This window comes from Thiomonas sp. SCN 64-16 (assembly GCF_001725585.1).
Taxonomy (GTDB): domain Bacteria; phylum Pseudomonadota; class Gammaproteobacteria; order Burkholderiales; family Burkholderiaceae_C; genus Thiomonas; species Thiomonas arsenitoxydans.
In genome coordinates, this window is sequence record NZ_MEGQ01000083.1 from 1 (window position 1) to 6,929 (window position 6,929).

A 6,929-nucleotide genomic window follows, 5' to 3' on the forward strand; every position below is an offset into this window, starting at 1 on the left:
TAAGCCCACCCCGAAACCTTCGCTTCGCTCAGTTTTCCCCTCAAGGGACAAGAAACTCTTGGGGCGGCCTGGCGAGTTTCTTGAAAGCATTCACTCCATGCCCCGCGTTCACATCCTCCCGGCAGAAACCGATCTTCTTGCCGACCCCGACGAGAACCTGCTGAAGCTGCTCAGGCGGCATCAGGTGCCGATTCGTTATTCCTGCAAGTCGGGGGAATGCGGTTCGTGCAAGTGCGTGCTCGAGTCGGGTCAGGTCAAGCTGAAAAAATATGACCCCAAGGCGCTGCCGGATGCGCAGCGGGATAGCGGCATCATTCTGGCCTGCCGTGCCACTCTGAGCGAAGACATCACCATCCGGCTGACCGATAGCGACGATCTGATCGCGCACCCCGAGCGCAAATTGCTGTGCCGCGTGGTGGCGCTGGAGCCGTTGACGCAGGATATTTTCGCGCTGCGGCTGCACATCGAGTTCGCCGATATGGAGGGCATTCCCTTCACCTTTTCGGCCGGCCAGTATGCCCAGATCGTGGTCGAGGTAGACGGGCAGGAAATCGCGCGCGATTTCTCCATGGCCAGCACCCCGGTGGATGCGGAATATGACGATCTGCTGGAGTTTCACATCCGCCGCACCCCGACCGGGGCGCTGAGCAGCCTGCTGGGTGGTGTGATTCGTCCTGGCGCACAGCTGCTGGTGCGCGGGCCCATGGGAACGAGTTACTTTCGCCCGCGTCACCAAGGGCCGCTCTATGCCGTGGGCGGCGGCACGGGCCTGGCACCCATGCTCAGTGTGGTGCAGACCGCGCTCGACAACGGCAAGCTCGAACCCGTGGTGCTGTTTGCCGGATTTCGCAATCAGGCCGATGTGTACGGACTGGAGCAGATGGAGCAGATGCGCCGCAGCTATCGCAACTTCAGCTATCACCTTGCGCTGGACGAGGCGCAACCGGGAGATCCGCCGCAGGCCGTGCATCGCCCGCTGGCCGCGCATCTGCTGGAACAGGTGGCCGAGTTTGCCGGTTCCAAGGTCTATCTGGCCGGGCCGCCGGGCATGGTCGAGGCCATCAGCGCGTCACTGCTGGAACGGGGCCTGCCGGAGAACGATCTGCACGCCGACGCGTTCTACCCGCCCGTAACAGCAGAGCTTGCCCCTGCCGCCTGAAGCGTGAGCGGCAAGCGCGCTACGCAGACGTATTAAAATCTGCTAACAACTCTCAGGCAAACGCGGGGCCGTCCCCAGTTTTCTTGACCCCCAAGGGGGCGAGTCGGGTGCAGCCTGACTCTGGGGGCGCTGACTTGAGCGCCACGCATCGACACATTGCGCCCGCCTTCGGGCACCTGCGGCACAGCGGACGACTTCCGGCTGATACCGCCCTTTACCGGGTATCTATGAACACGCAAGAGGCCAAGCGGGTCCTCGAGACCGCGCTGATCTGTGCTTCCCAAGCCCTTTCCGTCGCTGAACTGCGGCGCCTGTTCGACGACACGATCGCCGCCGACACCGTGCGCGCGCTGCTCGATGAACTGCGCAGCGATTGGCAGGAGCGCGGCGTCGAGCTCGTGCGGCTGGCGCAGGGCTGGCGCTTTCAAAGCCGGGCGGAGATGCAGCCTTTTCTCGACCGGCTCTATCCCGAGAAGCCGCAAAAGTATTCGCGCGCCGTGCTGGAAACCCTGGCCATCATCGCCTACCGTCAGCCCGTGACCCGGGGCGACATCGAAGAGATTCGCGGGGTGGTGGTCAATGCCCAGATCATCCGTCAGCTTGAAGACCGGGGCTGGGTCGAAGTGATCGGCCACCGCGAAGCGCCGGGCCGACCGGCCCTGCTGGCGACCACGGAGCAATTTCTCGACGATCTCGGACTGAAAACCCTCGACGCCCTGCCCCCGTTGGGCGAGCGCGGCGACGTGCTGCCGAATTTCGACGGCCTGCAGCAGCGCCTGCCTGAAATCGAGAGTCTGGAAGCCCCGCAAGCAACCCCACGGCAAGAAGCGCCAGACCCTGCCGCGGTCGACGCTGAACCCGGTGAACACCATCCTCCGTCTGAAACGACCGAAGTCGTGCAGCCGGCCTCTATGCCCCGCAGTGCGCCCGAAGGTGCGCTGCCGAACGACTGACCTTGAACGGACAGCACCATGAGCTCTACCGACTCGCCTGACTCCCCCGAAATCAACCCTGCGCCCGAGGCTGTAGAGGCCGTGGCCGATACGCTGCCAGCGCGCAAGACCCGTGCCGCCCCTCGCCGCACGCCGCGCAAGACCGCGGCTGCAAGCACCGAAGAGGGCGCAGCGCCGGAGTCTGGCGAAGCTGTTGCGCCGCCCATTGTCGAAGGAGTGGCGGCTTTGCCAGTCGAGCCCGAGGCGCATAGCACTGTGAGTGCAGACGCCGGCGTGGCAGAGGCCGCCGAGGCGAGCCCGCAGGCTGAGCCGCTGCCGTTGCTTGAGCCCAAGCGCACGGCGCGTCCGCCACGTTCACCGAAAAGCCCGCGTCACCAGACCGAGCCGCAGGCGCCGCAGCTTGAGGCGACGACACCTGCCGCCGCGGCGCCCGCGCCGCTGGTGGGCGTGCAGATTCAGGATGTGATTTCTGGCACTTACGACCAGGCGGCGGAAACCGCCGAGATCGTGCGCCGTGTGCTGGCCCCGGCCGAAGATGCGCCCAAGCTGCATAAGGTGCTGGCGCAAAGCGGCGTGGGTTCACGTCGCGAGATGGAAGACCTCATCCTGGCCGGGCGGGTATCGGTCAACGGCGAACCGGCGCATCTGGGACAGCGCATCCTGCCGACCGACCAGATTCGCGTCAACGGCAAGATCATCAAGCGCCGCCTGCGGCCGGCCCAGGCCCGCGTGCTGGCCTATCACAAGCCGACGGGTGAAGTGGTGTCGTTCAAAGACCCGGAAGGACGTCCCACGGTGTTTCAGCATCTGCCCAAGCTGCAAGGGTCCAAGTGGACCGCAGTCGGGCGGCTGGATATCAACACCGAAGGCCTGTTGCTGTTTACCACCTCGGGCGATCTGGCCAACCGGCTGATGCACCCGAGCTACGGTGCCGAGCGCGAATACGCCGTGCGGGTTCTGGGCGAGCTTGACGCGGCAGCCCGCGACGAATTGCTCGAGGGCGTGCAGTTGGGCGATGGCCCGGCGCGTTTTCTGAGTCTCGAAGAGGCGGGCGGCGAGGGCGCCAATCGCTGGTGGCGCGTGGTCATCTCCGAGGGGCGCAACCGCGAAGTGCGTCGCATGTTCGAGGCGGTTGGGCTGACGGTGAGCCGTCTCATCCGGGTGCGCTATGCCAGTGTGGTGCTGCCTGCGGGGCTGCGGCGCGGCGATTTTGTCGAGCTCGACAAATCGCTGGTGCAGGCGCTGCAAGGCCGCAGCGGCGAGGCGCCTTCAGGTGCAGGAGACCGCCCCGCGCGCCGCCCGAACGGGCAGAACCAGGGCGGACGGCGCAACGACAGCCGTGGCAGTGGCCGCGGCGGACGCGGCAAGGGGCAGGGCGGCGACCAGCAGCAGCCCGGGCCGGATAGCTACGCCCGCACCACGGTCGAGGCGCTGTTCGGCAAGAGCCCGGTGGTGCGTAGCGGCGGCGGTTCCTGGGGCGGCGCAGGCAATTTCTCGACCGGAAACAAGCCCGGCGGACAATCGCGCCGCAAATCGGGCGGCAAGCAGGGCAGTTCGCAGCCCGATCCGATGAAAACCAGTTTCGGTTACATCCACAAAGATGCTGGGCCGCATCGCACGGGCGGCGGGGGCGGCCCCTCGGGAGGGCGCCGACGCAGCGGCGGCGGTGGAGGTGGCGGTGGCAATCGCGGCGGGCGCTGAGCCCTGTGTGTGACCCTGCAGCACAAGTTCGGTGCTGTCTACAATGATGAATTAACCCTTTGATTTCAGGAGCAAAGTATGACCATTGAGCGCACGCTCTCCATCATCAAACCCGACGCCGTTGCCAAAAACGTGATCGGCCAGATCTACGCCCGTTTCGAGTCGGCCGGTCTGAAAATTGTCGCTGCGCGCATGGCGCATTTGTCGCGCGCCGAGGCCGAAGCGTTTTATGCGGTGCACAAGGCCCGTCCGTTTTTCAAGGATCTGGTGGATTTCATGATCTCGGGCCCGGTGATGATCCAGGTGCTTGAAGGCGAAGGCGCCATTCTCAAGAACCGCGACCTGATGGGCGCAACCGACCCGAAAAAAGCCGCCCCCGGCACCATCCGCGCCGACTTCGCCGACAGCATCGATGCCAATGCCGTGCATGGCTCCGACGCGGCGGAAACCGCGGCGCAGGAGATCGCTTTCTTCTTCCCGGCGATGGCGATCTATTCCCGTTGATCGTTTGCTGATCGTTTGCTGATTAGTCTGCTGATCCCCCCGCCGACTCCCCGTTGATGCCGCGCCCATGTCTGGCGAACTGACCTCTACCAATCTTCTCCAGTTCGATCGCGACGGATTGGTGGAGTGGTTCGGGCGTCACGGCCATGCGGCGTTTCGCGCTCGGCAGGTCTTTCGCTGGATGCACCAGAAAGGCGTGGCCGATTTCGAGGCCATGAGCGATCTGGCCAAGCCCTTGCGCCAATTCTTGCGGGAGCATGCGCACATCGCCGCGCTGCCTGTGCTCAGCGAACAGCGCTCGGCCGATGGCACGGTGAAATGGCTGTTCGATGTCGGGCAGGGCAACGCCGTCGAGGCGGTGTTCATTCCAGAGGCGCAGCGCAACACGCTGTGCGTATCGTCTCAGGCCGGCTGTGCGGTGAATTGCAAGTTCTGCTCCACCGGGCATCAGGGCTTCAGCCGCAATCTGCAAACCTGGGAAATTCTTGCCCAGCTCTGGCACGCCGAGTTCACCATGCGGCGCGAGCTGGGTCTGCCGGGCGGCGAGCGCGCGATTTCGAACGTGGTGATGATGGGCATGGGCGAGCCGCTGCAAAACTACAGCGCGCTGGTTCCCGCGCTGCGCACCATGCTCGACGACGATGGTTACGGTCTGTCGCGTCGCCGTGTCACGGTGTCCACCTCGGGTGTGGTGCCCATGATCGACCGGTTGTCGCAGGATTGTCCGGTGGCGCTGGCGGTCTCGCTGCATGCGCCCGTTGATGCGCTACGCGACGAACTGGTGCCGCTCAATCGCAAGTACCCGCTGCACGAACTGCTGGCGGCGTGCAAGCGCTATCTCGACTTTGCCCCGCGCGACTTCATCACCTTCGAATATTGCATGCTCGACGGTGTGAACGACACCCCGGCACTGGCGGAGGATTTGGTGCGGCTGGTGCGCGCTGCGCAGGTCAACTGCAAGTTCAATCTGATTCCGTTCAACCCGTTTCCCCAGTCCGGGCTCAAGCGATCTTCCGCGGCGCGGGTCGCGGCGTTTGCCCAGGTGCTGCTCGATGCGGGCCTGGTCACCACGGTGCGCAAAACCCGCGGCGACGATATCGACGCCGCTTGTGGTCAACTGGCGGGCGAGGTGCAGGATCGCACCCGCCGCGTCATCCGCATGCAGCAGGCTGCCGCAGCGCCGACTGCGGCCCGCCTGGGTCATTGAGGGAGACTTTGCCCATGTTCCTGAATCTTTGTGCGCGGTCCCACGTTTCGGCTTGGCGGGTAGCCGTACTCGGTTTGCTGATGGCAGGCGCCGCGTTGCTCGGCGGCTGCGCCACGCAGACGCAGCGTGCGGCAGAGATGGGCTCGGGCGCGACTTTGAGCACCCAGCAGACCGATGTTCTCAAGCGTGTTCAGTTGCGTCTAGAACTCGCCGAGGGCTACTACCAGCGCGGGCAGTTCACCGTGGCGCTCGAAGAGGTGAACAAGGCGCTGGCAGAGAAATCTGATTTCGTGCCCGCCTACACCATGCGCGCGCTCATCTATACCGCGTTGAACGACACCGCCAAGGCCGAGGCCAATTACCGCGAGGCGCTGCGGCTCTCGCCGGACAATCCCGATGCGCTGCACAACTATGGCTGGTTCCTGTGTCAGCAGCGTCGCTACCCGGACTCGTTCGTTCAGTTCAACAAGGCCCTGGCCATCCAGAATTACCGCTATCCGGTGCGCACTTATCTGGCGCTGGGGGTGTGCCAATACCGGGCAGGAGATCTGGCTGCATCGGAAGGCACGCTCAAAAAGGGCTTCGCGCTCGACCCGGGCAATCCTGCGTTGTCCACCAATCTGGCTGTCGTGCTCGACCGCATGGGCAAGCCCAAGGAAGCGCTGTTCTACATTGCCCGCGTCAACAGTGGTCAGTACGCCAGCGCCCAGTCGCTTTGGGTCGGCATTCTGATTGCCCGCAAGGCGGGTAATGCGATGGACGCTGCGCTGTGGACCAATCAACTCGTCCAGCGCTTTCCAGACTCGCGTGAAGCCATCGCCGCGCAGCAGGGGAAGTTTGACGATTCCGCCCTGCTGAACTACTGATTCCGTATGACTGAACCCACTCCGGAACTGATTGCCAGCCGTGCCAAGGCGGGGGCTGCCCTGCGCGAGGCGCGCATGGGAGCCGGGCGCAATGTCGAAGAGCTTGCCGCACAGCTCAAGGTGGCCCCTGCAAAAATCGCTGCGCTGGAGGCAGGTGATTGGTCGGCGCTGCCCGACGACACTTTCGGCCGTGCGCTGCTGCGGAGTTGCTGCAAGGCACTGAAAATCGATGCGAAACCCCTGCTCGACCTGCTTCCGGGCGCCCCAGTGCTGCACAGCCCGGTGCCGGAAGAGGAGGGCGCGGAGTTGGCCGCACGCGTGCCAGAGCGTCCTTTGCCGCGCGCGGCGGGGGGCGCGCGTAAATCGCGCGGTCTGCTTTGGTTGGCGGTGTTGATCGTTGCGCTGGCCGCCGTGGTGTTTTTCTGGCCCGCCTTGCGGGGTTTGACCGAGGGGCTGATGCCAAGCGCTGCGAAGCCCCAACAACCCGCGCCGGGCTCGGTGGAAAGCATGTTGCCTGCCGCTTCGCAGTCGGCCTCGCA

At 64.8% G+C, this 6,929-nt stretch carries 7 protein-coding genes; all 7 read left to right on the forward strand.

Annotated features, from left to right (window positions below; all coding sequences use genetic code 11):
* The first annotated feature begins 97 nt into the window (after positions 1–97).
* Positions 98–1,159, forward strand: coding sequence for a 2Fe-2S iron-sulfur cluster-binding protein (locus ABT24_RS15205; protein ID WP_276731152.1), 1,062 nt, complete (start codon positions 98–100; stop codon positions 1,157–1,159).
* 227 nt (positions 1,160–1,386) lie between these two features.
* Complete coding sequence (scpB, locus tag ABT24_RS15210) at positions 1,387–2,112, forward strand: SMC-Scp complex subunit ScpB (protein WP_276731148.1); 726 nt, start codon at positions 1,387–1,389, stop codon at positions 2,110–2,112.
* A gap of 18 nt (positions 2,113–2,130) precedes the next feature.
* Positions 2,131–3,813, forward strand: a complete 1,683-nt coding sequence (gene rluB, locus ABT24_RS15215) for a 23S rRNA pseudouridine(2605) synthase RluB (RefSeq protein WP_276731146.1) — start codon at positions 2,131–2,133, stop codon at positions 3,811–3,813.
* A 78-nt stretch (positions 3,814–3,891) separates the two neighbouring features.
* Entirely contained in the window at positions 3,892–4,317 is a 426-nt protein-coding gene (gene ndk / locus ABT24_RS15220; RefSeq protein WP_013106159.1) for a nucleoside-diphosphate kinase, read from the forward strand.
* A 67-nt stretch (positions 4,318–4,384) separates the two neighbouring features.
* A complete protein-coding gene (gene rlmN / locus ABT24_RS15225; protein ID WP_276731143.1) occupies positions 4,385–5,524 on the forward strand; it encodes a dual-specificity RNA methyltransferase RlmN in 1,140 nt (379 codons plus the stop codon).
* A gap of 14 nt (positions 5,525–5,538) precedes the next feature.
* The gene (pilW, locus tag ABT24_RS15230; protein ID WP_013106157.1) at positions 5,539–6,390 is read left to right on the forward strand and encodes a type IV pilus biogenesis/stability protein PilW; all 852 of its coding nucleotides are present in this window, start codon (positions 5,539–5,541) and stop codon (positions 6,388–6,390) included.
* Positions 6,391–6,396: 6 nt separating this feature from the next.
* Positions 6,397–6,929: helix-turn-helix domain-containing protein (locus ABT24_RS15235; protein ID WP_286738224.1), on the forward strand; the 533-nt coding region annotated here is incomplete at its 3' end.

Excerpts from the sequence above, each read along its gene's own strand:
- pilW (WP_013106157.1), top strand. The coding sequence starts at position 5,539 with ATGTTCCTGAATCTTTGTGCGCGGTCCCACGTTTCGGCTTGGCGGGTA.
- ndk (WP_013106159.1), top strand. The coding sequence starts at position 3,892 with ATGACCATTGAGCGCACGCTCTCCATCATCAAACCCGACGCCGTTGCC.
- scpB (WP_276731148.1), top strand. The coding sequence starts at position 1,387 with ATGAACACGCAAGAGGCCAAGCGGGTCCTCGAGACCGCGCTGATCTGT.
- ABT24_RS15205 (WP_276731152.1), top strand. The coding sequence starts at position 98 with ATGCCCCGCGTTCACATCCTCCCGGCAGAAACCGATCTTCTTGCCGAC.
- rlmN (WP_276731143.1), top strand. The coding sequence starts at position 4,385 with ATGTCTGGCGAACTGACCTCTACCAATCTTCTCCAGTTCGATCGCGAC.
- rluB (WP_276731146.1), top strand. The coding sequence starts at position 2,131 with ATGAGCTCTACCGACTCGCCTGACTCCCCCGAAATCAACCCTGCGCCC.